General features: G+C 46.7%; 19 protein-coding genes and 2 tRNA genes. 4 read left to right on the forward strand and 17 right to left on the reverse strand.

Annotated features, from left to right (window positions below):
• Positions 1-10 precede the first annotated feature (10 nt).
• From lonB to MHB49_RS27675, 6 genes are all read right to left on the reverse strand, one after another.
• Entirely contained in the window at positions 11-1,768 is a 1,758-nt protein-coding gene (lonB, locus tag MHB49_RS27650; protein ID WP_405153759.1) for an ATP-dependent protease LonB, read from the reverse strand.
• A 170-nt stretch (positions 1,769-1,938) separates the two neighbouring features.
• Positions 1,939-3,036, reverse strand: coding sequence for a flavodoxin-dependent (E)-4-hydroxy-3-methylbut-2-enyl-diphosphate synthase (gene ispG / locus MHB49_RS27655; RefSeq protein WP_247899122.1), 1,098 nt, complete (start codon positions 3,034-3,036; stop codon positions 1,939-1,941).
• A 123-nt stretch (positions 3,037-3,159) separates the two neighbouring features.
• Positions 3,160-4,413 carry an ATP-dependent protease ATP-binding subunit ClpX gene (clpX, locus tag MHB49_RS27660; protein WP_063566713.1) on the reverse strand — a complete coding sequence of 418 codons (1,254 nt, stop codon included), beginning with the start codon at positions 4,411-4,413 and terminating at the stop codon, positions 3,160-3,162.
• A 12-nt stretch (positions 4,414-4,425) separates the two neighbouring features.
• Entirely contained in the window at positions 4,426-5,016 is a 591-nt protein-coding gene (gene clpP / locus MHB49_RS27665; protein WP_024633993.1) for an ATP-dependent Clp endopeptidase proteolytic subunit ClpP, read from the reverse strand.
• 372 nt (positions 5,017-5,388) lie between these two features.
• A complete protein-coding gene (gene tig, locus MHB49_RS27670) occupies positions 5,389-6,729 on the reverse strand; it encodes a trigger factor (protein ID WP_247899123.1) in 1,341 nt (446 codons plus the stop codon).
• 135 nt (positions 6,730-6,864) lie between these two features.
• Complete coding sequence (locus MHB49_RS27675; RefSeq protein ID WP_247903284.1) at positions 6,865-7,707, reverse strand: hypothetical protein; 843 nt, start codon at positions 7,705-7,707, stop codon at positions 6,865-6,867.
• A gap of 324 nt (positions 7,708-8,031) precedes the next feature.
• On the opposite strand from MHB49_RS27675, the gene MHB49_RS27680 reads away from it, so the two are divergent.
• Positions 8,032-8,105: transfer RNA gene (locus tag MHB49_RS27680), tRNA-Arg, on the forward strand.
• A gap of 287 nt (positions 8,106-8,392) precedes the next feature.
• A complete protein-coding gene (locus MHB49_RS27685) occupies positions 8,393-9,625 on the forward strand; it encodes a CynX/NimT family MFS transporter (RefSeq protein WP_405153760.1) in 1,233 nt (410 codons plus the stop codon).
• A 121-nt stretch (positions 9,626-9,746) separates the two neighbouring features.
• Here the strand turns inward: MHB49_RS27685 and MHB49_RS27690 are convergent, their stop codons facing one another.
• From MHB49_RS27690 to MHB49_RS27700, 3 genes are all read right to left on the reverse strand, one after another.
• Positions 9,747-13,766, reverse strand: coding sequence for a S8 family serine peptidase (locus MHB49_RS27690; RefSeq protein WP_405153761.1), 4,020 nt, complete (start codon positions 13,764-13,766; stop codon positions 9,747-9,749).
• Positions 13,767-14,147: 381 nt separating this feature from the next.
• Complete coding sequence (locus MHB49_RS27695; protein ID WP_405153762.1) at positions 14,148-14,942, reverse strand: class I SAM-dependent methyltransferase; 795 nt, start codon at positions 14,940-14,942, stop codon at positions 14,148-14,150.
• A gap of 161 nt (positions 14,943-15,103) precedes the next feature.
• A tRNA-Arg gene (locus tag MHB49_RS27700) sits at positions 15,104-15,177 on the reverse strand.
• Positions 15,178-15,462: 285 nt separating this feature from the next.
• Between MHB49_RS27700 and MHB49_RS27705 the strand changes: the two genes are divergently transcribed.
• Positions 15,463-15,756 carry a DUF4870 domain-containing protein gene (locus tag MHB49_RS27705; RefSeq protein ID WP_405153763.1) on the forward strand — a complete coding sequence of 98 codons (294 nt, stop codon included), beginning with the start codon at positions 15,463-15,465 and terminating at the stop codon, positions 15,754-15,756.
• Between the two features lie 99 nt (positions 15,757-15,855).
• On the opposite strand, the gene MHB49_RS27710 is transcribed toward MHB49_RS27705, so the two are convergent.
• The 3 genes from MHB49_RS27710 to MHB49_RS27720 all read right to left on the reverse strand — a co-directional run bounded on the left by MHB49_RS27710 (position 15,856) and on the right by MHB49_RS27720 (position 16,757).
• On the reverse strand, positions 15,856-15,984 hold the full coding sequence (locus MHB49_RS27710; protein WP_256222456.1) for a hypothetical protein: 129 nt from the start codon (positions 15,982-15,984) through the stop codon (positions 15,856-15,858).
• A gap of 91 nt (positions 15,985-16,075) precedes the next feature.
• Positions 16,076-16,432 (reverse strand): hypothetical protein, encoded by a 357-nt coding sequence (locus tag MHB49_RS27715; RefSeq protein WP_247899126.1) that lies wholly within the window; start codon positions 16,430-16,432, stop codon positions 16,076-16,078.
• Positions 16,433-16,457: 25 nt separating this feature from the next.
• Positions 16,458-16,757, reverse strand: coding sequence for a hypothetical protein (locus MHB49_RS27720; RefSeq protein ID WP_247899127.1), 300 nt, complete (start codon positions 16,755-16,757; stop codon positions 16,458-16,460).
• Between the two features lie 194 nt (positions 16,758-16,951).
• Here MHB49_RS27720 and asnB point away from each other — a divergent pair, with 194 nt between their 5' ends.
• Positions 16,952-18,796: an asparagine synthase (glutamine-hydrolyzing) gene (gene asnB, locus MHB49_RS27725; RefSeq protein ID WP_405157256.1), complete on the forward strand. Its 1,845-nt coding sequence runs from the start codon at positions 16,952-16,954 to the stop codon at positions 18,794-18,796.
• Between the two features lie 122 nt (positions 18,797-18,918).
• Here asnB and MHB49_RS27730 read toward each other — a convergent pair whose 3' ends face one another.
• From MHB49_RS27730 to MHB49_RS27750, 5 genes are read right to left on the reverse strand one after another with little or no spacing between them, the layout of a single operon-like run.
• The gene (locus MHB49_RS27730) at positions 18,919-19,782 is read right to left on the reverse strand and encodes an STM4011 family radical SAM protein (protein ID WP_405153764.1); all 864 of its coding nucleotides are present in this window, start codon (positions 19,780-19,782) and stop codon (positions 18,919-18,921) included.
• Complete coding sequence (locus MHB49_RS27735; RefSeq protein WP_405153765.1) at positions 19,779-21,176, reverse strand: STM4012 family radical SAM protein; 1,398 nt, start codon at positions 21,174-21,176, stop codon at positions 19,779-19,781. Before MHB49_RS27735 ends, MHB49_RS27730 begins: the two co-directional genes overlap by 4 nt.
• A 53-nt stretch (positions 21,177-21,229) precedes the next feature.
• A complete protein-coding gene (locus MHB49_RS27740; protein ID WP_405153766.1) occupies positions 21,230-22,015 on the reverse strand; it encodes an STM4013/SEN3800 family hydrolase in 786 nt (261 codons plus the stop codon).
• Positions 21,981-23,366 carry an STM4014 family protein gene (locus MHB49_RS27745; protein ID WP_405153767.1) on the reverse strand — a complete coding sequence of 462 codons (1,386 nt, stop codon included), beginning with the start codon at positions 23,364-23,366 and terminating at the stop codon, positions 21,981-21,983. Before MHB49_RS27745 ends, MHB49_RS27740 begins: the two co-directional genes overlap by 35 nt.
• Positions 23,367-24,209, reverse strand: coding sequence for an STM4015 family protein (locus tag MHB49_RS27750; protein ID WP_405153768.1), 843 nt, complete (start codon positions 24,207-24,209; stop codon positions 23,367-23,369).
• Between the last annotated feature and the right edge of the window lie 116 nt (positions 24,210-24,325).

Genomic DNA, 24,325 nt, shown 5'->3' on the forward strand with positions numbered 1-24,325 from the left:
GAGGAAAGGCTTAGCAGCTTCCCGAATCTGTAACCTGTCTTGGACGGGGCAGGTCAGCACGCAAATAGGATGCGGTTGCTGGCGGGAAAACCTCCGGTCCAGGTATCGCCGTCTCCTCCGCAAGGTTGATTTGTTTGGCTTGCTCCTCATTAGGTACCCAGTCAAATACTTCCCGGAACACATCTTCAACGGTATCGACCGGAACAACACGTAAACCATCCAGATTTTCAAAGATAGACTGCCAGTTCTCTGCCGGAATAATGACTGTTTTAGCACCCGCCTGGAATGCAGCCTCTACCTTAGCTAATACACCACCGATCGGTTTTACCCTGCCATGAATACTGATCTCCCCAGTCATCGCCGTCTCATGATCAATGGGACGCCTCTGGATCGCAGATGTAATGGCTGTAGCCATCGCAATACCCGCAGACGGACCATCAATTGGTGTTCCACCTGGGAAGTTAATGTGTAAATCATAGTCGTTAGGGCGAATGCCCATGGCTTTTAATACGGTTAACACATTTTCAACCGAGCCTTTAGCCATGCTTTTTCTCCGGAGCGTACGTGAACCGCCTCCAATCTCTTCTTCATCCACAACCCCCGTAATGTTGATTCGCCCCTGATCTTTAAGAGCCGGAACAGCAGATACTTCGATCTCCAGAATGGTGCCCATATTGGGGCCATATACGGCCAAGCCGTTTACAAAACCAATCTGCGGCCGCTGAGGCACCTTGCGGTCTGGACGAGGTTGAATTTGACTACTGCCAGCCACCCACTCCACATCCGATGCCTGCAGCGTTTCACGTTTTTCAGTCAAGGCCAGCCCAGCAGCGAGCTGAATAATATTGACCGCTTCACGGCCATTGGTTGCATACCGCTTGACCACATCAACTGCTTCTGGACATGGACTGAAACCGATTTTCTGCACGGCATCTTCTGCAATTTGCCCGATCTCTTCGGGCAGCAATGGACGGAAATAGACCTCCATGCAGCGAGACCGCAAGGCTGGAGGCAGTTCATGGGGCGAACGAGTTGTTGCACCAACCAGACGAAAATCGGCTGGCAGACCATTTTGAAAAATATCGTGGATATAAGCAGGAGTATGCGTGTCTTCCGAGTTATAGTACGCACTTTCCAAAAAGACCTTGCGGTCCTCCAATACTTTCAGCAATTTATTCATCTGGATGGAATGCAGTTCACCGATTTCATCAATAAAGAGCATCCCCCCGTGTGCTTTTGTAACCGCACCAGGTTTGGGCTGAGGAATGCCTGCTACACCCATCGCTCCAGCTCCCTGATAGATCGGATCATGCACTGAACCAATCAAAGGATCTGCAATACCCCGTTCATCAAAACGCGCCGTCGTGGCATCGAGTTCCGTGAATTTGGCATCGGCCTTAAAGGGAGATGACGGATTCTTTTTGGCTTCTTCCAAAACCACCCTTGCAGCAGCTGTTTTCCCTACTCCTGGGGGTCCATATATAATGACGTGCTGTGGGTTAGCACTGCACAACGCGGCTTTAAGGGCACGGAGTCCATCTTTTTGCCCCACAATGTCATTAATGGTTGCTGGACGTGTCTTCTCAGCCAGAGGCTTGGTGAGTGAAATGGAGCGCAACTTCCGCAGCTTTTCCAGTTCCTTGCGGGATTCACGTTCTACCGCACTGCGATTTGTTTTCTGGCCACGAAGCAAATTCCAGAAATACAAACCGATCACCACACCAAAAAATAACTGGATCATCATGATGATCATACCAAAATCACCCATGTCTCAATTCCCTCCTGTTCTGTCCCATTCTCATATGAGATCATGCTAATACTTGGTAGTATAGCCTTTTCACTGAGACGTAAACGGGTGGTCGGGAAATTGTATGTTTAAGAGCAAAAAAACAGCCCGTCATTGCTGACGGACTGTTCACAAAACGATATATAAATGAATCAGTGCGAGCGGCCAGGAATAACTCCTGTCGTTTCATAAGACTCCACGATTTTGTCGATCTCTTTTTTCAATTCTTCAACCATGATTTCTTCCGGCACTTTACGGATCATTTTACCATGACGGAACAACAAGCCTTCTCCGCGTGCACCGGCAATACCGATATCCGCTTCCTTCGCTTCCCCTGGACCGTTAACAGCACAACCCAGCACGGATACTTTGATCGGCACCTTAAGCTTGGAGATATACTCTTCCACTTCATTTGCAATGGAGAACAGATCGATATCCAAACGGCCACAGGTAGGACAAGAAATCAGTGTAGCTGCATTGGAAATCAGACCAAAGGTTTTGAGCAGGTCACGCGCTACCTTGATCTCTTCAACCGGATCCGCACTAAGCGATATCCGCATTGTGGAACCAATACCCATGGATAACAAGGCACCCATACCGGCTGAACTTTTGATTGTGCCAGAGAACAACGTACCCGCTTCGGTAATGCCCAAATGCAAAGGATATTGAATGATTTGAGCAGCTTTGGTATACGCTTCAATGGCCATCGGTACATCCGATGCTTTGAGAGACACGATAATATCGTGGAAATCCAGCTCTTCCAAAATACCAATGTGATAAAGTGCACTTTCTACCATAGCATCTGCCGTTGGATAGCCATACTTTTCGAGCAAATGATTTTCCAAAGAACCTGCGTTTACCCCGATCCGAATCGGAATACCTTTTTCTTTACAAGCTTTGACGACTTCTTCTACTTTGGCACGTTTACCGATATTGCCGGGATTAATCCGTACTTTATCGATGCCGTTCTCAATCGCAAGAAGAGCCAGCTTATAATTAAAATGGATATCCGCTACAAGCGGAATATTGATCCGTTTCTTGATTTCCTTGATGGCTGCGGCAGCTTCCTCATTATTCACCGTTACACGCACCACTTGACAACCCGCTTCTTCCAAACGCAAAATCTCTGCCACGGTTGCCTCAACGTCTGCCGTTTTTGTTGTACACATGCTCTGGATGATGACCTCGTTGCTGCCACCAATCGTTAAGTTCCCCACTTTTACGGGTCGTGTATCTTGTCTTAAAAACATGAGTGATTTCTCTCCCCACAACGTCAAAGCTCCACCCTGACAGAGACATGAATTCGCCTTCTGCCAGGAGTGGAGAACTGACAAGTCTATATTTCAGTGTTGAAACGGAATATTCGCCTTTAGTTAGGCACTTTCTTCCTGCTTGTCGTCCTTGGATTGGCTCAGTTCAGGCACGACTCTCTTCTCAACGACCTCTTCGGTAATGACACAGTTCGTAACATCATCACGGGAAGGCACTTCGTACATAATCTCAAGCATAATGCCCTCGATAATTGCGCGCAGTCCACGTGCACCCGTGTTACGTTTAATGGCTTCCTTCGCAATCGCAAGCAATGCTCCTGGTTCAAACACCAGATTCACATTATCCAGCTCAAGCAATTTTTGGTATTGTTTCGTAAGCGCATTTTTTGGCTCGGAAAGAATCCGTACCAATGTGTCTTCATCCAGCGGTTCCAAAGTGGAGATGACTGGCAAACGGCCTACAAACTCCGGAATCAGACCGAATTTCAGCAAGTCTTCCGGCAATACCATACCCAGATATTCACCTGGTTTAAGATCTTTTTGTTCCGCAACGGTGTTAAAGCCGATGACTTTTTTACCGATCCGGCGTTTGATCATTTGTTCCAGACCATCGAAGGCACCGCCGCAAATGAACAGGATGTTAGTGGTATCAATTTGGATGAATTCCTGATGAGGATGCTTACGTCCACCTTGTGGTGGTACAGAAGCTACAGTTCCTTCCAGAATTTTCAGAAGCGCCTGTTGAACACCTTCACCCGATACATCACGTGTAATGGATGGGTTCTCGGATTTACGCGCTACTTTATCAATTTCATCAATATAAATAATGCCGCGCTCTGCTTTTTCAACATCATAATCAGCAGCTTGAATCAGCTTGAGCAGAATATTCTCTACATCTTCGCCGACATAACCAGCTTCTGTCAATGAAGTCGCATCAGCAATAGCAAAAGGAACATTAAGGATTTTGGCCATCGTTTGCGCAAGCAACGTTTTACCAGAACCCGTAGGTCCTAACAGCAAAATGTTACTTTTTTGCAATTCAACATCCTCAATCTTGCTTTGCGTGTTGATCCGTTTATAGTGGTTATAAACCGCTACAGACAAAGATTTCTTCGCCTGATCCTGTCCAATGACATACTGGTCAAGAATATCGCGGATTTCTTTCGGTTTTGGAATATCTTTGAGGTCCAGTTCTTCGTCATGACCAAGCTCTTCCTCTACGATTTCAGTGCACAGTTCGATACATTCATCGCAAATGTAAACGCCTGGTCCAGCGACCAGCTTGCGCACCTGTTCCTGAGATTTACCGCAAAAAGAGCATTTCAATTGCCCTTTCTCATCGTTAAATTTAAACATGAAACCACCCCTTTAGGAATTGATCGGTCTGCTGAGCACCTGGTCAATAATGCCGTACGTTTTGGCTTCCTCAGCACTCATAAAGAAGTCACGGTCTGTGTCCCGCTCGATTTTCTCAAGAGGTTGACCTGTACGATCGACGTATATTTGATTCAGTTTCTGACGTGTTTTAATAATCCATTCGGCGTGAATTTTGATATCCGCAGCCTGTCCTTGAACGCCGCCAAGCGGCTGATGAATCATCACTTCGCTGTTCGTCAGCGCATATCGTTTGCCAGGAGCACCGGCTGTCAGCAATAACGAGCCCATGCTTGCTGCCATACCTACGCAAATGGTCGATACATCCGGCTTGATATATTGCATCGTATCGTATATACCCATCCCTGCGGTGACAGAACCACCAGGTGAATTAATGTACAAGCTGATATCTTTCTCAGGATCATCGGCTGCCAAAAACAAAAGCTGCGCTATGACAAGATTGGCTACATCGTCATCAATCGCACTGGTTAAAAAGATAATGCGATCCTTCAGCAAACGCGAATATATATCGTAAGACCGCTCGCCTCGATTGGTTTGTTCAACAACCATTGGCACCAGACTCATGAGACCAACCTCTTTTCTACATGTAATTAGACATAGGCTACCTGTAAAGCAAACCCAAATTCATTCTAACACGTTCCTGTGACAATGTCATTTTTCACAAGTGGTGTCAAGACGGAGCGATTTACTTTTTTGCCTGATCATATTTAACCATGTTTTCTATGTATGTGCAAATCGGAGCAATCCTATGCCGTTTACCCTTATTTTATTTGAAGGAGAACCATAGGACGTTGGAGATGCAAACAATATTGCAACAAATCCATCCATATTATTACTGATTCACCTATAAAATGGATGCCACAATTTAAAAATAAGGCACGCAATGATTCACGTGCCTTATCGTTTATTCAGCTGTTCATTACATAACAGCTTGTCTTATTTTTCGTCAGCTTCTGCAGCAACTTCTTCAGCTGGAGCTTCAACAGCTTCAACGACTTTGCTGTTCTCAACGAGAACATCGATCGTTTTACGCAGTTTCACTTCATCACGAAGGCTGTCCAGGGAACCATTACCCTCGAGAATGCCACGAATCTCTTCAGCAGGACGCTTGTAAGACTCAGCCATTTTTTCGAGTTCTTGGTTAACTTCTTCGTCAGACACTTCAATGTTTTCCGCTTTACCAACTGCTTCAAGAACCAGATTGTTGCGAACACGTTTGGAAGCATCTTCCTGCATTTGTCCTCTCAGGTCAGCTTGTGTTTGACCGGAGAAGCTCAGGAACATTTCCAGGTTCATACCTTGGTTGCGCAGACGGTTGTCGAAATCACGCATCATGTTTTGTACTTCGCTGTCAACCATTGCAGAAGGAATGTCCACTTCAGCATTTTCAGCCACTTTTTCTACAACAGCATTTTCTTGAGCTGCTTTGGCTTCGTCTGCTTTGCGGGATTCCAATTGTTTTTTCAGATCAGCTTTGTACTCTTCAAGTGTATCGAATTCACTAACATCTTTAGCAAACTCGTCATCCAATTCAGGAAGTTGTTTACGTTTGATTTCATGCACTTTCACTTTGAATACCGCTTGTTTGCCAGCCAGTTCAGCTGCATGGTAGCTCTCTGGGAAAGTCACTTCAACGTCTTTGAAGTCGCCAGTGGACAGACCCACAACTTGCTCTTCAAATCCTGGGATGAACGTGTTGGAACCAAGTTCCAAGGAATAACGCTCAGCTTTTCCGCCTTCGAACGGTACACCATCAACGGAACCGTCAAAGTCGATTACAGCAACATCGCCGTTTTGTGCAGCGCCTTCGTCGATTACAACGAGTTCTGCGTGACGTTGTTGAAGACGCTCGAGCTCTTCAGTCACTTCTACATCCGTTACTTCATGTTTGGCTACAGCAACTTCAACGCCTTTGTAGTCACCCAGTGTAACTTCAGGTTTAACGGTTACTTTCGCTTTGAACTTGAATACTTGTCCTTTAGCGAATTGTTCGATATCTACATCAGGACGATCAACCGGGAAGATATCCGTTTGGTCGATTGCTTCTGTGTAAGCTTCAGGAAGCAAAATGTCGATTGCTTCTTGATACAAGCTTTCCACACCAAAACGAGCTTCGAAGATTGGACGTGGAACTTTACCTTTACGGAATCCAGGTACGTTTGCTTGTTTAACTACTTTATTAAAAGCTTTGTCGAGTGCTGCAGTTACACGATCTGCACCCACTTCAACCTCAAGAACCCCAAGGTTCTTCTCTATCTTTTCCCAAGTTGCTTTCATTGTATACTTTCCCCTCCAAAATTCACATGTTCACGTAGGCAATCACGTACAAAATAACCATTTTAGTATAAACAAGATTAGATTCTTTTTCAAGGGGAATCCCTTGATACGGTTTGAGGAAAACGTTTCCGGCCCCTACTGGCCATCCAAACCGGCAGAAACAAACTGCTTCATCGATCGATATGCCTGCTCCAGACGAAAGCGCATCGCCCCAGTCACAGCATACATTGAGCGAGTATCTTCCTCGTCATGCGAACCGCCCAGACTATCTGCAACGGTCATATGTAGAGCGGCTGCCCATATATCTGTCATGGAATCATTTTCTTCCAGCATGGACATATAATCACGGGTTCCATATACGGCCATGACATATTGAATCCACAGTTCTTGTGCAAAATAAAAGAGTGTAGGTTCATGAACCTCCGTCTGATCTGCTACCCTTTCAAGAATCTGAACAATCTGAAGCGGGAAGTCCTCAGGTCTTAGTGGTACGGTATCAATCTCCACTTCAACCGGCTCTTCCCCACGAGTGAACGCAATAACGCCTTGGACACCTCGGCGGCGTAATGTCTGAAGCACACGGAATTGAAGCAAAGGATGCAGTGTCTTGTCCTTGAGCCAACCGGTAAGCGAATCATCAATTTCTGGCCGATCAAGATACGCAAGCTGCTCCAGCGCCAGCATCGTTTGTTCGGATAAAGGTTCTTCCATCACGGTACGAAGCATTTTCTCGGCATAACCATCGTCTTGCTCAAGCTTGGACCGGGCATGTTGGCGCGCCATGTCCTCTTCACTGATATCCTCTTCTTCACCCTCTTCACGAATCACTGGTGAATCTTCCCCGTAATGAGGGAAAGCCGCTTGAAGCCATTCGAGCAACGCTCGCCATTCGTCATAATGCCGTTCTTCCTGACCTTGGCATTGCAGTAAAAAGCGAAGCAGATCCATCGCTTCACCGTATCGTTCATTTTCTAGCATAACCGTCAATTGAATCTGGTAATAGTCCAGCGTCTTAGGAAACAGCACGATATTGTTGCTGTGCTCGGCTTCCGGGGTCGTGGATTCCTTAATAGGAGCACCTCCTCTGTATCCTGAATCTCCAGTCGCAATCAACCATAAGTAGATGTATATTAAACGAAAGTCGATCTATTTTTTGAGTTCTTCTGATATTCTAACATAACCTTAATTATAATGAAAAAAACGTTGCTGCCGCCAAATATCATATATGAAAATTAGTTTAAAATAAAACGTTTGATATTCATCATTATTTGTGATAAAATCATTTTTGCTTGAAAATTTCATGTCTCAGTAGCTCAGCAGGATAGAGCAACGGCCTTCTAAGCCGTCGGTCGGGGGTTCGAATCCCTCCTGGGACGTATTAAAGAAAGCTTCCTTCGGGAAGCCTTTTTTGCGTTCAGGGGATGAGAACCCCATGGTTCGTCGGAGCATAAGCTTCGGGAGCATTACTTCGCAGTCTCGACTGTAAGGAGAGTATCCCTCCTGGGACGTATTAAAAAAAGCTTCCTTCGGGAAGCTTTTTTTGCGTTCAGGGGATGATCGGATACGTTCATTGTCTGATGTTGACACGGGATGTTATGCTTGTTTGTGTATATGTATGTATCAATGTATACATATTAGACAAATAAACTATAGGAGATTTACCATGCCCTCATCTTTACATCAAAACTCGCCTGACCGCTCTACGGTTGATAATTCATCGCCGGCATCCATGAAACTTGGACTCTTGCTGGCAGGTATTATTGTTATCGCAGCGACAATGCGCTCACCGATCACGGCAGCAGGTCCAATTGTGGAGCTGATCCGTACAGATACAGGAATAAGTCATACATTAGCAGGCTTACTGACCTCTCTTCCATTGCTTGCCTTCGCGGCAATCTCTCCGTTCGCCCCACAATTGGCTCGAAGATTCGGACTAGAGACCGCCCTGTTAACTGCCATAATCCTGGTAACCATAGGCGTTGCCCTCCGGTTTATGCCCTCTGTTCCCGTTCTCTTCGTCGGAACAGCAATCCTTGGATGCGGCATCGCTCTGAGCAACGTACTTCTGCCCAGTCTGATCAAACGGGATTTCCCATTGCGAGTGGGACTCGTTACCGGCCTATATTCCGTGTCCATGAACATATGGGGCGCTATCGCCTCAGGAATCAGTGTTCCAGCCGCAGGCCTGACCGCCATGGGATGGCACGCCTCACTGGGCATGTGGGCTGTACTGTCCATTCTGGCCCTGATTCTCTGGCTGCCTCACGTCCGTTCTGGCCGACGCGGGGAAGTTTATGTTGCTTCGAGAACCGAAGCGAAGCCGGTTCGTCTGATGACATCTTCCTTAGCTTGGTATGTCACACTATTCATGGGGCTGCAATCTTTAATTTTTTACACTACAATTACTTGGCTGCCCGAGGTTCTATCTGATCAGGGTTTCAGTTCATCTTCAGCAGGTTGGATGCTATCCCTGATGCAAATGGTTAGTGTTCCGGTAACGTTCATCGTTCCCATTTTGGCTGGGCGAATGAAAGATCAACGTGGGCTGACAGCAATCACCTGCTCATGCCTGATCATGGGATACGCGTTCCTATTAAGCGGTATATCCTCTCTCGTAACCGTCGGTGTTGCTTTGGCCGGCGTTGGAGCCGGGGCTTCGTTCGGACTTGTAACCATGTTTTTTGTACTGCGCACGTCGGATGCAAGACAGGCTGCAGGGCTTTCAGGTATGGCTCAATCCTTTGGGTACATGCTGGCAGCCGTGGGACCTTTGCTGTTCGGCTTGCTTCATGATTGGACAAAAGGATGGACGATCCCACTACTGGTACAGGTGCTCCTTGCAGTAGTTTTACTGATTGCAGGAATCAAGGCCAGCAAGAATCGAGTGATCGGTTAGTTTCAAAACCAACTATTCCCTACATGAAAAATAACAAAATTAAACGGCCTCCATCCGCGAAACCGAGATGGAGGCCGTTTATGCAAATACCCATTCCTTCAATTATTCCGTGCAGAAGAACTTACTTCACCTTAACTGTGATCTTGTCTGTGCTGGTGACACCAGCTGCGTTGAGTAACTCAGCCCGGTACGTATACGTGCCCGAAGTGCGCCCAGTCAGCGAAGTGACAGCGCTTTGCGCATTAGGCGTAACCGCATTGAGTACTTGGGTGTCGATCAACTTATCATTTTCGTAGAGGCGGTACTCCGTAGCATTAGTTCCCCACCACAGGTTCATAGTAACCTTATAATTGCCGTCGCCATCCCAGTTATCCTGAGAGAGAACTGCCTTGCCTGGCGAAGCATTGGTAACCCGGACTGTCAACGTCTGACTACGCGTAGTCCCCTTGTCATTCGTTAACTCGGCTACGTACGTATAAGTGCCATTGGTTTTACCTGTGATCTTCGTTTGCGCAAATTGTGCCAAAGGTGCGTTGTATGTCAGCTTCTGCGTGTCGATCAGAACCCCGTCCTCATAAAGCTTGTAGCTGGTGGCATTCTCACCCCACCACAGGTTCATGGATACGGTATATGATCCTTCAAGAAGGCCATTAACACCCCCGTTATTGTGAGACAACACAGGTGTTCCAGGTGCTTTGACAGCTGGAGTTTCCGGCTCAGTCTCTTTGGATTTCAAACTTAGCGCCGTAGTGGCCTTACCTGAAAGTCCCTGTTGGTCTTTAACCGTAAGTTCAAGGTCATATTCACCCGCTTGGATGCTCTCCAAAGGAAGACTGAAGCTGCCATCAGGCTGTACTTCAAAGTTACCCTCCTTGTAATTCAAACCATCCTCTTTTTTCACGACATATGTTGCTTCCAAAGAAGCCGCCGGATCAAACTCAATGTTCCAGCCATCTCTAAGTGCTGGAGCGACACGGAAATACAAATCCTCTACGCTACCGTTAATAACAACAGCTTCATCTTGCTTAAATTCCAACTTTTCTGGTGCTGTGACACTCGGACCTTCTTTTTTCACCAAAAATGGAGAAGTATCTTCCTTATAGGTTTTGCCATCAACACCGATTGTAGTAATGTCAACCGTGTAAAGACCATCTGGAATCGTCGTTACCTCATCGGTAGTATAATCTGCATACTGTCCATCCCAAGCCAGATTATATCTTGTGTTGGCAGCAAAATTGTAGTAGTTGCCAAAAATAGATCCAATATATCCATCTCCATAATAGCCCCCATCCGGGTTAAGGCCATCGAAGATCTCAATCAGAGCAAAATTCATGGGATTGTAGAATTCCATAGCTACATTAAGAGTATCCAGTGTACCATCAGACTTCAATGGATAATGGAACGGGTTCTTCTCTGTCCCTTTTACGGTCTCAATGTATTTAACGCCTGCCAGTGTAAGGTTGAAATGAGCGACATATGGCACAGTAAATGTGTCCGTTCCATTAGAAAACTGGAGGTATCCCTGCGCTTCTGTTGAAGCAGTTACCCCTTTTGGAACTGTAATGGTAACCTGCAGCTCTTCCTCACCATTCAGTGTAAAAGAGTTCTTGTCCACCGCTACCGATACGCCAGGTACCGTACGTGTTGGATTTACGTTTACTGTATAATTTCCACCGTTGCCATTCAGCGACTCCACTTTGATCGTTTTGCTGGCGGTTTTTTCGTCCGTGCTCAGGAAATTCCCAAAATTGACGCTACCTGTAACATTAGGTTTCTCGACAGTCACGCCATTCTCTGTGTATTTCGTTACATCCAATACTTTAACAAATGCAGCAGGATCAATTGTGTTCACTGCTTGAATACGTCCTGCACCTTGATCAAACACATCATATTTGGTCGTGTCAAGCACTTTACCATTGTTCATGAGTGCAACTTTAATATCAAAAGGTGTCCAGTCACTGTGCTTCTCAATCAACAGGGCAACCAGTCCAGCAACATGAGGTGTGGCCATGCTTGTACCTGATTTACGATCATAAGCCTGTGAATAATCCGCTTCTGGTTCGTCCTTGCCATAGGCAGGAACAGTAGACAAGATGCTGGTACCCGGTGCAACCACATCCGGTTTGATATCCAGCGTTACCTTGGCTGGTCCGCGGGAACTGGATGGATTCATTTCATCGCCAGCCGTCTGACCTTTAATGAATTCACTAAAGCTCACTTCAACATTTTGATCGGCGTCCAGCTCTGCTTTGATACTTTCTCCATCTTCCTTCGACATGCTCAAGGTTGGAATGAGTTCAAAATTATCTCCCAAACTCACTCCAATCGGACCTGGAATATTGTTATATACGATAACAGCCACTGCACCCGCAGCTTTCGCATTGGCTACTTTCTCCACAAATGCCAGTTCACCACGCTGTACAAAAGCCACTTTGCCTGTAAAATCCTTGCCTTCAAAATCCGTTGGTTTACCCAAGCCTGCGAATACGAGCTCATATTGACCCGTCAAAATAGATTCCGGATCTGCTGAGAGGTTCCAGCCCATCACATCCAGGCGATACACCGATTCGGTAACAGCCAGTGGATTTGGCTCCGTTTCAGTTGGAGCAACAGCAGGCTCTTCCTGATCAGGTGCAACCTCTGGAGATGTTTCGATTGGCGCAGAAGGCGAGGCTGGTTGAGCACTCTCTTCGGATTGGCTGTCTTCCACATCCATAACTGCAGTATTGGTAGACACTGACTCAGACAAAGCAGCTTCATTGGTTGATGCTGCTTCTTCACCTGTCGCACTTACCTCGGAAGCTGATACAGATGAATCATCATCCGGTGTGGTTGATGGTTCACCTTGAGCCGGAACTTCAGGAGTATCGGTTCCCGGTGCTGTTCCCAGTTCAGGAGATGGATCAACTTCTGGGACAGGCTGTTCTTCAGGAGGCGTACCTTGACCTTGCCCACCAATCCAGAAATGAGTGTTGGCTGTAATGGTTTGGCTAGGCCCTGTGGAGTTACCTACAGTGATTGCCATAGCCGATGCTCCTGGAGAACCCAATGTATAACGATTCGGGCCATCATTACCACTTGCCACAACTGCAGTCACGCCAGAAAGCATGGCATTATTAAGTGCAACTGAAGTGATATAGCTAGGATCATTGGCAGCGTTACCCAACGATAGATTGATTACGTCCATGCCATCGGCAACGGAACGGTCAATTCCACCAAGCACCCATGAAGTTTGACCACTTCCGTAGGGCCCAAGAACACGATATGCATAAATATCGGCTTCAGGAGCAACCCCGACAATCCCGTAATCTCCAGCTTCACGAGCAGCAATGGTACCGGCTACGTGAGTACCATGGGATGTGTAATAGGCGCTTCCATTGGCATTAAATTCAGGTGCGCCAGAACCTTTCCATTCTTCACGTGTTGTTTCATAAGGGTCATCGTCATTCCCAACGAAATCCCATCCACCTTTGTAGGCGTCTTGCAAATTAGGATGCTCATAATCAATTCCTGTATCAATAACACCCACTTTGATGCCTTTTCCTTTGTATCCCAGATTCCATACTTCAGGGGCGCCAATAAATGGTGCGGTATCTTTCATATAAGGATTCACTTCATCTGTATCCGGGGCTACGGTGATTTCAAGGTCAGGGTATACACTGACAACACCCGGTATGCGAAGCAACTGTCCCAATTGGTTGCCCTTAAGTTCGATGGCTACACCATTCAGGGCATATGCATACTTTTCCAACACTTCATGTTTGATTTTATTCTGAGTGAGGCTATGTACAAATGACTGTTGTTGTTGCTCGACCTGAGTCACAGCCTTTGTTTCCATAGAGGAGGTAAAAGATTTTCCTGAGAGGGTAGATTCACCTTGCGCAACAGCAACTGGCTTATTGGAGAGCTCAACAATGACTCTTGTTTTCTCTCCCCCAAGACCTTCCAGACTCTTGTCCAAAAATGGATCTGCTGCAAGCTTTCCTTCACGCTGGGCAAGAATTTCTCTCCATTGTGTGGCTTCGGCCTTGCTTAGCGAGTTCTCAAGCTGAACGTCTGCAGGAGCGGCTCCGGCCGCTGGCATGATAATAGAAAAAGTCATTAGAATACTTAACAATATGGATATCCATCGTTTATTCAAGGCTATGCCCCTCCTTCTCAATATGAAAGCACCTCACCAATCGCTTGGGTCCTGCTATGACAAGCACTGCAATACCTGTGACAACTCACCGCCCTATCCGCAAGAAGATTGACCCTTGGTAAATTATTCTACTAAAATAACATATTTTCCTTCAAATAAATTACAAATATGATATAAAAATTACTTATATGGTTCTTGAGTCGGAGAAAAGTCCGAAATTATATTTATTTGTCGATTAAAAATTTCAAATTATAAATGCATCCTAGGAGAAAAGGCCGGGAGCCTCTTCCCCTTGAAGAGATTCCCAGCCTGTATGTGATCGATGGAATGCATAAAAAAAATTAATTTAATTCTTTTAACAAAGAAATATCATTTGATTATTTAACAATCCGGCTTCACAGCTTCAATCCGAAGACGCTTATAATCGGCATAGATGGCATCTTCTTTCCAGAGCTTCGGCACAACGATTTTGCTAGTTTCACGACAGATTTCCTGGATCTGTTCCTGATTCAAGCCATCAAAATAGTCCCCTCCAAAATGGGACAACCAGCCCTCTATACCCTGTTCACCATCCGCCAGTCTGGTAGGACGGTCATAGTGGTAGGCCTGTCGCACCAGAAATCCGCATTGTTCCAAAATATTGCTATATTGCCCGATCGTCGGGAAATACCAAGGGTTGCGCTCTGATCCACGAATGCCAGTGTGTCGTTCAAACACTTCCTCTAGTGCATCTACAATGATCTGCACATTTCCTTTGCCTCCGAATTCTGCCACAAAGCGTCCTCCTGGCTTCAATGACTTCCATATACTATCCACTACAAGTCGTGGGCTTCGCATCCAATGCAAAGCTGCATTGGAAAAGACGGCATCATAGAGTTTGTTCGTCGAAAACTGATGGCCGTCCCCCTCCATGAACTCGATATCGGGAAACTTCTCTCTTGCACGTCGAATCATGTCCAGCGATGCGTCCATGCCCACCACTTCTGCCTGCGCTGCAGAAATTTCGTACGTTAAGTCTCCCGTCCCACAGCCCAAGTCAAGGATGTACTCCCCTTTTTGAGGTTGAAGCCATGAGATTAAACTTTTACCGTAACCCGATACAAAAGCCAGTTTGTTATCATACTCATTCGCTTGCCATTGATTAATCGATTGCATGGATACCACCATCGCTTTCATGATTGATATCTTCATTGTGGCACAAGACGACTTATTATTTAAATATATAAATTCTATACTTCTGATAGGTTATGCCTATATATCATTCACAACCTCCGACGAACCTTGGGGGTTCTCTTCCCCTGTACGCGAAAAAGCTTCCCGAAGGAAGCTTTTTCTGACGTCCCAGGAGGGATTCGAACCCCCGACCGACGGCTTAGAAGGCCGTTGCTCTATCCTGCTGAGCTACTGAGACAAATATGTATAATAAAAAACACCGCGCTATTACTATTATACTCTCATTTCTATATTTTTCAATAGTTTTATAAAAAAATTAATAACTGCATCATTCCTCATATTTGAACGTATTATTTTCATACTCAGCACAGATACAGAATATGAATGCATTAGGCAGGCAATATTGAATGTATTAAGTTCAGGTGTATATAGAAATGGGTTGGACACATATTCATGACGAGGCTTGCTGGGTAATCATTTGCATACATACATTCTACTGAACCAAATAAAGGAGAGAAACGCTATGAGACAGCTTTTATCAGCATTATCCTATTTTAGTATTTTCTTTGCCCCGTTCCTGTTTCCCATTATTATTTGGATTGTAGCCAAAGACAACTATATTGAGGGACATGCTAAACGGGCCTTATTTTCGCATATTTTTCCGTTTCTTGCGGCAATCCCGCTGCTTTATTTCTTCGTTACAGCCCACAGCCTGGGTTCCGCAGTCGGATTTGTAATTCTGTTTTTTATCATTTATGCATTAAGTTTTGTGTACAATATCGTCAAAGGTATTCAAGTGCTGCGTGAATATGCCTGACCGTAAGCTCTATAAGGGCGCAGGCATTGTCAGAAATTATGTTAAATGAAAAATTCAAAAACCCGCCTTTCCAAAGAAGGGCGGGTTTCTGCATTCCGGTTACTTGTTTCCCTTAAGCCACGGATTTTTCTGGGCAGGACGCTTGCTGTTAATGGCGAGCACTTCCTCGGCAAACTCGGTATGATGCGCATAAAGGTTCCCTTTGTTTTTCTTGAACTTGGAAGCCATTGCTATCACCTCCCCGGAACTTGCATTTAGTATGACTCAGGATTATTTGGCTTATCCTATTCTGCTCTCACCATTTGTTGGAACATTCCTCTTAAGCCTGCCCCACCAAATAGCGTTGAAGTGTCGGCCCCAGCAATCCAAAAGCAAGTAACTCACTCTGAAATCGGGCTTTATCTTCTCCTGCTGTAATGCCTTCACTGTTCTCAAATGCCGTTTCCGTGGCATCTTCAAACGCTGTGTGCATATTGTTATTGTACCAATCCAGGACTGCATCCGAATGATTGCGTACAATTCGAACGACTTCAAGTGAATTCCCTGGCTGGGTAGCTGCAACGTATACAAGCAAAGACGGATCACCCGTATTTCCAGGTTGTACCTCAACTTCTGCACAAGACATTCCATCCACTTCAGTTAATCTGCGTATTTTGGCATCCTGAATGGCATACATTTGTTATCGCGCTCCTTTGTCCATTTCATGTACTTTGTTCAATCTGGTATCGGGTCTCCGGTGTTCCCAATCGATAAATCTCCTGATACACCTGCTGTAACACACCTTCATATGCTCGGTTTACAGACTCTTCCGGAGAATCCGGCCAAGGGAATACCATTCCTGGAAAGGCCTCTTCCTCTTTTTCCTGCATCAGATTAAGCAACCCCAGTAATTGTTCCGCCTCCTGAGGCGTCGCCTGAATAACCCATTCATACGACGTTGCGTGTTGGTCTGGAATAACGGAGCGCCCCATGACAGATACATAATAGGTCATACTGTCCATTTGCAAGTTCTCTCCTTCACAGGCATGTTAAGGCCGTTGTTCCTAGAACTAGTTTCCGAAGAGGACAGACATTTTATGCCTGCTTTCGGCATATATTTGTTACGACTTCTGACGAAAAAGACAACATTTGCTGCTGTTAGCGATTCAAGCAGCCATACGGATGAATGACTCGACTAAGAAAGGATGAACAAACCATGTGCGGTATAACCGGCTTCATACAGTGGAATCGGGATTTGACCCAGGAATCAGAGCTGCTGGTCCGGATGACGGACAGTTTGTCGAACCGGGGGCCCGACGCTTCAGGTACATGGATCTCCAATCCTTGTGCGTTCGGACATCGGCGTCTCAGTGTTATGGACCCGGAGAACGGGGCACAGCCCATGCATGCGTTACAGGGAGACACCTCCTATACCGTCGTGTATAACGGAGAACTATACAATGCCCCCGAGTTGAAAAAGGAATTGCTCCAGCGCGGACACCATTTCCGCACACAATGTGATACGGAAGTACTGCTCGCCTCTTATATTGAGTGGGGACCGGCCTGCGTTGACCGGTTTAACGGCATTTTTGCTTTTGCCATTTGGGATAGCGGGCGCGAACAGGTTTTTATGGCTCGTGATCGGCTGGGCGTCAAACCCCTATTCTACAGTCATGCAAAGGACGCACTCGTATTTGGCTCAGAACCCAAAGCACTGCTTATCCACCCGGATGTTGAAGCCGCTGTTGGGCCTGAAGGTTTGGCAGAAGTATTTATAGTCGGTCCTGCCCGGACACCCGGACACGGCGTATACTCCTCCCTTAACGAGCTCAAACCTGCGCATGCGCTTATCTATAACCGAAATGGCATTAAAACCTATGCTTACTGGAAGCTGGAAAGTCATAATCACGAACATAATCTGGAGGAAACAGCTGCCGAAGTACGCAGACTGCTGCAGGATACATTAGAGCGCCAATTGGCTTCGGACGTTCCGGTCTGCTCCCTTTTGTCAGGGGGACTGGATTCAAGTGCTCTATCTGCACTAGCGGTGGATTACTACAATCGTACAGGTCAAGGTCAGGTCAGCACGTATTCTGTTGACTATGTGGATAATGCAAAGCATTTTCAGGCACATTCCTTTCAGCCTGGTGCAGATGGACCGTGGATTCAGCGAATGGTGGAGGAACTGAAGACAGATCATCACTGGATTGAGATTGAAAACGGAGAACTCGTCCATGCGCTGACCCAGGCGATGCTCGTACGGGATTTGCCGGGTATGGCGGATGTAGATTCCTCTCTCTATCTATTCTGTAAAGAAATCAAAAAAGGAGCCACTGTTGCCATTTCAGGCGAAGCAGCGGATGAAGTATTTGGCGGTTATCCTTGGTTCCATCGGGAAGAGATGCTGAACTCCGGTACATTCCCATGGTCTGTTGCCCCTGACATGCGAGCTGGATTGTTATCCCCGGACATTCGGGAATGGATCAGGCCACTCGATTATCTCGCGGACCGCTACTCGGATGCTGTGGCTGAAGTGCCTTTACTCGATGGAGAGACCGGTAAGGCAGCCCAGATGCGAGTCATGTCCTATCTGAACATCACCCGATTTATGCCCACTCTACTGGATCGAAAGGATCGGATGAGTATGGGAGCGGGGCTTGAAGTTCGGGTGCCTTACTGTGACCATCGTTTGATTCAATATGTGTTTAACGTGCCTTGGGAAATGAAAATGACTGGCGGACGAGAAAAAGGTATTTTGCGTAAGGCACTGGAAGGTGTATTACCTGATGATGTATTGTACCGGAAAAAGAGTCCGTATCCGAAAACACATAACCCGCAGTATCTTGCTGCCGTTAAACAGCAGGTGCTCGATATTCTGGATGACGCAAGCTCTCCAATCCTGCCCTTGATCGACAAAGCTCAAATTCGCAAATTGGCCTCCTCCCCGGATGCTTCATCGAACCTGCCCTGGTTTGGACAGTTAATGTCTGGTCCACAGCTGTTTGCTTATCTGACACAGATTAACTCGTGGCTCCGTACGTACAAAGTGGCCATTCGATGAATAAGACGATCTTTTCATTTTAAAAAGGGGTGCCGATGAGCAGCATATCTACTGTCATCAGGCACCCCTTTTGTCATACTGACTAAATCATGGTTACCATTCATTCTACTTTAAATGAAACCTTATGGATTGATCAGTACCGGATTACGTTCAAGTAATCCACTGCCAAAGATATCCCTGAACGGTGAATCCTCCATATGAATATAACCGATGTAACAGCCGCACTTCTTCATGCCACACGGCCGATCCGCTGCTAAAGCCTCCAAACCATCGCGGTATAGATGCCCGATAATTCGACGGTCCTTGTAACACCTCTTTACATGTCCTGACCCTTGCACATAAAACACCTCCGAACCAGCCGAACAGCGCTTGCCCAGACTCTCATAATCCTGCAAATTCCCTTCGAACAGCGGATCAATTGACCGTAAATAGTCGACCTCTTCCACGCTGTAATATTGGGGTCGATCCTTAAATGCATTGATCCACATATACACGTCATCGGGTAACGTCTGCCTCATCGATGCTATAGCAGGAAATGCACTGCGCAATCCAACCGTCCCAACACTAAAAGCAAGTCCCATCTCACGTAAAGTCAAACATTGTTTGACGAAAGAAGACTCCTTCGTCTCACGTGGGTGATAGGTCGCCCAGAAAGCCGCTTTATCCCGGTTCAATTCGCGGGCCCAGTCCAGTTTGACAGACAAGTTGGTTTGGACTGCAATTTTGTCCACATGTGGCATATGCGATAGTTCAATCATCGCTTCCCGATACCAACGTCGTACCAGAGCTTCTCCATACGGGTTAAAGAAAATCGAAAATTGATGACCAGCACTCTCCTGATCTCTCACCCAATTCACAAATTGACGCAGTTGTTGTTCATCCACTTCGAGCGTCTCCTTGGAATCTACCGTTTTGCTAAACGGGCAGTATGGGCAGTCGTAATTACAGGACGACAGCTTCCCCCGATAATACAAGGTTGCTCTCATGAGAATACAAACCCTTCCATTTGTTCACGAACCTCAGCGGAGATAAGCCAATCTCCAATAGCATCCGAGTAGCCCAAACCTTCTTCTGTCAAACGCAGCACCCGATTACCCCGATCGTCCTGCTCAAGCTCAGCCATGCCCTCTGACAGCAATTCACCTAACCATCCGTAGTCTGACAAGACTTCCGTACCGAATCGCTGATTATAATCAGACAGCGCCAAACCTTCCCGATGCAGCAGAGCTTTCAGAATAAAGCGGCGCTTCTGCTCCTCCCGGCTGAGTATAATGCCGTAATTGGCCACATCATAGCGCTCGGTTGCCACATAATCGGCGATGATGCTCTGTGTAGCTTTGTAACTAACACCATACTTGGAAGCATAGTGTACTTCACTGGTATAAGAGCGTGCACCGCAACCCAGACCAACCATGCCTTCCTCCTGACAGCTGTAGGGTAGAACCACTTTGCTTCCAGAAGATGATTGTTCTTTGGCAAATCTGCGCATGGAATACTGGATATAGCCTCTGCTTTTTAAAGTCTCACGCGCAGCCTTATACAGCTCCATCCGAATATCCGGTCCCTGACGCTGAATATCATCGGGTTTCACAATGGTATTCTCGCGGGTGTAGAGTGGGTAAATGAAAATCTCACCCGGTTCATATGAGAGTACACGTTCCAGCGAATACAACCACGATTCCACCGTTTGTCCCGGCAGACCGTAGATCAGATCCAGATTCAACAAAGGGAATTCAAACCGCGTAAGCTTCTCAAGCGCACGTTCCACTTCCTGTGGTTTCTGCGGACGGTAAATGGCTGAGGCTTCAGCTTCGATAAAGCTTTGAATGCCCATACTTACCCGGTCCACGCTTCTCTCCTTCATGATCGCCAATTTGGCTTCCGTCACGGTATCCGGTGACGTTTCTACCGAAATTGAAGCCTGTGTCGGATCAAGCCCCATTACATCTTCCGCAATATCGAACAGGCGGTTCAACTGAAATTCATTTAATAATGTGGGCGTCCCACCACCGATGGCAAACCTCGAATAGGGTCTGCGTGATGTGAGTGGTGCCCACTGCTTGGCTTGCCGTTCAAGCGCATCCACATAACGCACATGGGTGTCATCACGACGATCCGGTAACGTAAACAGATTGCAGAATCCGCAACGAGCGGCACAAAACGGAATGTGCATGTATAAAAAATACGTTTCGGTATTCTCACGTTCCCACAATGGACCGAGCGGTAAAGGTGGGTTCAACTCCCGATATGCTGTCTTGTGGGGATACGAATATAAATAAGAGCGATAGGGAGAAGCAAGTACTTCTCTGAGATCTGTAGCTGTGTTGGATCCGGACTGTGCGGAATGACCTGCTGTCGTATGTTGAGATTGATCGTCCATCGGTTTCCTCCCTCTATCCGGTTTGTAATTGTTGATGATATGAATCATTTGTTCTATAAAACAAATTCACGGTATGGTACATTCCAGACCACATCATGCGCCAGCCTATGCCCCTGATAACCATCCTCACCATAAGCTGTGCCATGATCGGAAAAAGCCAGACAGAACGTAGGCCGCGAACGCTGCCTCATTGCATCAAACAATGGCCCAAGGGCCTGATCCACATAACGAAGCGCTGCACGCTGTGTCTCTACTGAGTCCTCTCTTGCACCTTCCACAAAATAACGATTGGGCCCATGGATGGCAGACACATTCAGGAACAAAAAAAGTTTCTCATCCGGTGCGCTCTGCTCCAGCAGCTTCAAGGCGTGCTTAACCTGATGCTCAGTCGATTTGGGGTTGGTTACCCCAAAATTCATCCGCCAGTAGCTCTGCTGAAAATAACCCGGCAGCACTTTGGCGAGCGGATTTTTCTTGGTGAAGAAAATGACGCCGCCAATACAGATCGTACGGTACCCTTCAGCAGCGAATCCGGATACGATATCCGGTGTGTCGAACAGCCACGTATGCGGATGTGTCTTTAATCCGGTATTCCGGGAATGAAAAAGTCGTACGTGGGAGGCTTTGTCCGTATTGGCAGGTGTAGGCATGAAGCCACCAAAAAAAGCATGATGCGCCGCATAGGTGAAACTTCCCGGAGTATGACGCTTCTCCCAAGGCCCCGTACCGCACAGGTTGGGGCAATACTGTTCCTCCAGCTTGGCCACGTCATACCTTAACGTGTCCAGCGTAATCATTAATAGATCATGGGAGCCTACGATGGTGTTCATATCCGGCATGGTTGTGAGGCTCCTTTCGCAAAAGTTCCATTTCCCATTCATACGTTCCTAGTCCGTTATGCTGTACTCTGTACAACAAATCTCCAAACGGATTCACATCCAAAATATAGGCACGCTGTTCAGTACCTGCACTGAGCATCACGTCAATACCTGCTGACCACGAGTTGGGGAAGGCAGCCATTGCTGCTTTCGCTTCCTTCTGAACCCCATCCATCTGATGTTCATCCAGCCCCGCTTCTACAGGCAGCAACCGTTCATTGCGCAGATGGAGATTGGTGATCGGTGTCTGACTAAGCCGTACGACGGCATGAGCTGCTTGTCCACCTGCTACAAGCTGGCGAATATCAAACACACTTGAACCATAAGTTGCTTTAGCCATCCAGCGTTCAATCTGGGCACCCTCAGCACACAGCCAATCCATCAGCGCCGATATCTCCGAGGTACGTGTATATCTGCGCATTCGGCCTTCGTTATAAAAAATAATCTCTCCCTGAACCCGTTCCATTCCTACAGTGGTTATGGCGATTTCGGCACCCGTTTGCGGGTTAATTTGATAGGCAACAACACCTGAGGCCCCGGAGCCACACGCAAGTTTTACAAAAACGCGATTCATCCCGGCTGTTTTCATCGCTGTGCGCAGGTCTTCATAATTGCTGATCAACTCCGAAGATTGGAGCGTTGGGGGAACGTGAACGCCATGAGCAGATAAATGCTGCTGGCATTTCCTTTTATCAAACATGATCGCAATGTCATGGGGGTCATTCATGAACCGGGCATTAGGCCAATATTCCTGAGCTTCACGGGCAATTCGCTCCAAACATGCCTTCCAGCCTCGAAACCATTGGTTGGGCGCGTAGATCCGCCCCCACTCCTGTTCAAGAGTGAGTGTCTGTGCTGCTGGAATCATACTCGCAGAAAGGCTATCGGTTAATGGAGATATCTCCTTCACAGCTCCAAGAAAGAGCAGCTCACGCTCTACTTCCCACTCCTCACCAGGTGCATCAATCCGAATAAGAGGTACGCTTTTCACTCCATGAGCTGAATCATGATTCGCATATGACATCAATGTCGGTGAAGAAACCCATGGCTCTCCCTGCGTGTATGTAGTCCCTCGCCCTTCCAGACATTGTTGTAGGGCATTCGCAATAGTTCCACCCTGTCTCCAAATCTTTAGCAAACGGGCATAAGGCAGCACAAGTGCAGGCTGTAAGCCAAGACGCTGTCTTGCCTCCTGTAGTCCAAGGGTACGGCGATTATTCGGGTTGCCAATTAACAATAACGGCTGCTCCAGCTCAGAATTCTTAACTGGGCGTTGCAAATTTTCTTCCATTTCCGTCATGCCTGACATCATTTATTCCGTTAACGACGGGTAACGCCAGTCATCTTCATCGCTCTGTTGTTGCTCGCTGACATCTACAGATATACCGGAACGTTTCCAGCGAATGAGCATTTCATCCGACATGTAGTGATAACTGAGATTCAGATGTTTAAGTTTTTTGATCTTGTCACTCGCAAGCAGCGCCTCTGCCCCTTCATCAGACAACGTGCCCTCTGACAGATCCAGGATTTCAAGTTGATCCAAAATTGGAGCCTCAGCTGCAGCTTTCGCAATCTCATCCTGAATTTCACTATCTTTCAGACCCAGGTAGACGAGCTTTGGAAATAAGCCCTGTTCCAAAAGTGGCAGCACATCTTCCAGTGAACCGTCGAAACCATAATTATCCACACCCAGATACAGCTCAAGCTTACGCAATTCAGGCAGTTTAGCCCGGGAAATTGAAGCTAACACGCTTTTGGGAAGACCACCGCAAATAATGATTAATTCTTCAAGTTTGGCATGTTCGATTGGCTCCAGACTTAGTCCGCTGCTGCCCTTCACTGTGAATGACTTCAATTCAGGAAAAGCAACCAATAGTGGTGTGAGATTCGTCTGAATAATCCATGAAACCTCACATTCTTCAAAGCCCATATCTCCGATGAACAATTTCTTCAAAGATGGAAAGCTTGAAGCCAATCCGGTGAGTGTTCCCATGAATTCATCCGGTGAATTTTCATAAGCCTGTCCCCAGTCTCCAATAATCAGGCTCTCCAGCGAACCAGCCTCCGGTTTGGCAGCCAGTTCCCTAATCAACGTTTCCATTCGAATACCGTTCTCATAATCATCATAAGACACCGTAAGCTTCACTTCTTGCATAAGCAAATCCCCTCCGTTTGAGTTCATTGATGATTCGTTAACTTGAATGTTAACCCATACGGTGCAAGACTTGCAACTTCTTCCAACCCCGGTCCTAACACTCTGCTCAAACGTGA

It is taken from the genome of Paenibacillus sp. FSL K6-0108, assembly GCF_045040695.1.
Taxonomy (GTDB): Bacteria; Bacillota; Bacilli; order Paenibacillales; family Paenibacillaceae; genus Paenibacillus; species Paenibacillus pabuli_B.